General features: G+C 64.9%; 2 protein-coding genes. One reads left to right on the forward strand and one right to left on the reverse strand.

Annotated elements, in window-relative coordinates; all coding sequences use genetic code 11:
- Positions 1-299 precede the first annotated feature (299 nt).
- Complete coding sequence (locus AC062T_RS08400; RefSeq protein ID WP_476029089.1) at positions 300-533, reverse strand: zinc-ribbon domain-containing protein; 234 nt, start codon at positions 531-533, stop codon at positions 300-302.
- A 78-nt stretch (positions 534-611) separates the two neighbouring features.
- Here AC062T_RS08400 and AC062T_RS08405 point away from each other — a divergent pair, with 78 nt between their 5' ends.
- Complete coding sequence (locus AC062T_RS08405) at positions 612-1,616, forward strand: glycerophosphodiester phosphodiesterase family protein (RefSeq protein ID WP_476029091.1); 1,005 nt, start codon at positions 612-614, stop codon at positions 1,614-1,616.
- Positions 1,617-1,856 lie beyond the last annotated feature (240 nt).

A 1,856-nucleotide genomic window follows, 5' to 3' on the forward strand; every position in this document is an offset into this window, starting at 1 on the left:
CGATGAGGGTCTTGACGATCGTGTCTTCGTACGTCATCCGGTCGGTGTCGACGGGCGTTGCAGAAGGACGGCCGTACATGGCATCGAGTTCTTCGCTCGATACCGGCTTGTTAAAGTCAACGGCTTTGGCGCCGGCGGCAAAAGCCGGCGAGTTGCTAAAGGCGGGGTTGGCCATTCGTGGTCTTCTCCTTGGTGGCACCGGTCGGGCTACGGTCTGCGCCGATTCTCGGTATACAACGCACAGAATAGCGGAGTTGTTCCCTCAAACACTGGGGAATCTGCGGCGCCCGCAGGGTGCACTATCGCGGAGCGAACAGGGCAATCGCCACGTAGACGATGAGGGCAGCCCCGGCCGCGCCCAGAGCGATACCGACGAGAAGGGGAATGTCGAGCTTGCTGCGCACCGACACGGCCTGCTCCGGGCGGATGGCGGAGGGAATCGCCGCGGCATCCTCAGTCAGAGCCGTTCCGCAAAAGATGCAGAACTTCCAGGAGGTCTCGAGGGCGGCACCGCAGCTCGGGCAGGGGGGCATGCAGGAATGCTAGCAACGCGCCGCAGGGCGTGCGGCAGAGTTTTCACACGGCCCCGCCCGACCGCGTAGCGTTGCGCCGTGACTTCTTCTGCCCAGCATCCTCTCGTCATTGCCCACAGGGGCGCGAGCGGGTATCGCCCCGAGCACAGCAGGTCGGCCTATGAGCTGGCTATTGACCTCGGTGCCGACGCGATCGAGCCCGACATTGTGCCGTCCAAGGACGGGGTCTTGGTGCTCCGCCACGAGAACGAGATCTCGGGCACGACGGATGTCGCCGACCGCCCAGAATTTGCGGCTCGCAGGGTCACCAAGATCGTTGACGGCGTCGAACTGACGGGCTGGTTCACCGAGGACTTCACGTGGGCAGAGCTCGCCACCCTCACACTCCGCGAGCGGCTGCCCGCCGTGCGCCCCAACAACACCACGTTCGACGGCCTCGAAGGAATGCTTCGGCTCAGCGACCTGGTGCAGATTCTGGATGCCGCGCCGCGGCCAGTAGGGCTGGTCGCCGAGATCAAGCATGCCGCCTACTTCGACAGCATCGGGCTGCCGTTGGCGGAGCTTTTCGCCGCCGAGATGGTGGCCCTGGGCTGGGCCGCCGACCCGCGCCTCACGATCGAAAGCTTCGAGCTCGACGTGCTGCACAGCATCCGGGCTGCTGGCATCCAGGCTCCTCTGATCTATCTCATCGAGGCCCAGGGCGCCCCAGCAGATCGGGTCGCCCGCGACGGGGATGCGGCCAGCCCCTATTCGCAGGATCTTGCGGATGCTGGGCTCGCCGCGCTGGTGGGTTCCGGCATCGACGGCATCAGCGTGAGCAAGAAGCTCCTGCTGCGCGTGGGGGAGGACGGGGCCCCGGCCATCACGTCGGTAGTTCAGAGGGCGCACGCGGCAGGGCTGAGGGTGTTTACGTGGACCCTTCGCGCGGAGAACATCTTTCTCGTCACAGGGTTTCGGTCGGGTGAGGGCCCTGAACGTTTTGGCGACTGGCTCGCCGAGTTTCAGCTCATCATGTCCTCCGGAGTTGACGGTGTCTTCGCCGATCAGCCCGACCTGGCCGCTCTCGCGCGGCTCCGTCGCTGAGAGGCCATCCGCGCTGACTTTTGTCTAGTCATGACAACTGCGGTGGGACGCCCGGCGTGCGATGCGTAGAACCCCGGCACGGAGAGCACGAGCGCGAGCCTCAGTGATGAAATGGGCGCATTCCTGGTCAGCACTGAGCTGACAACGAACCAGCGAGGTGGATTCAATGAGAGAAGCAGTCATCGTGTCGACGGCGCGCACCCCCATCGGGCGCGCGTACCGTGGCGCATTCAACGACAC

The sequence above is a fragment of the Homoserinimonas sp. genome, assembly GCF_056262345.1.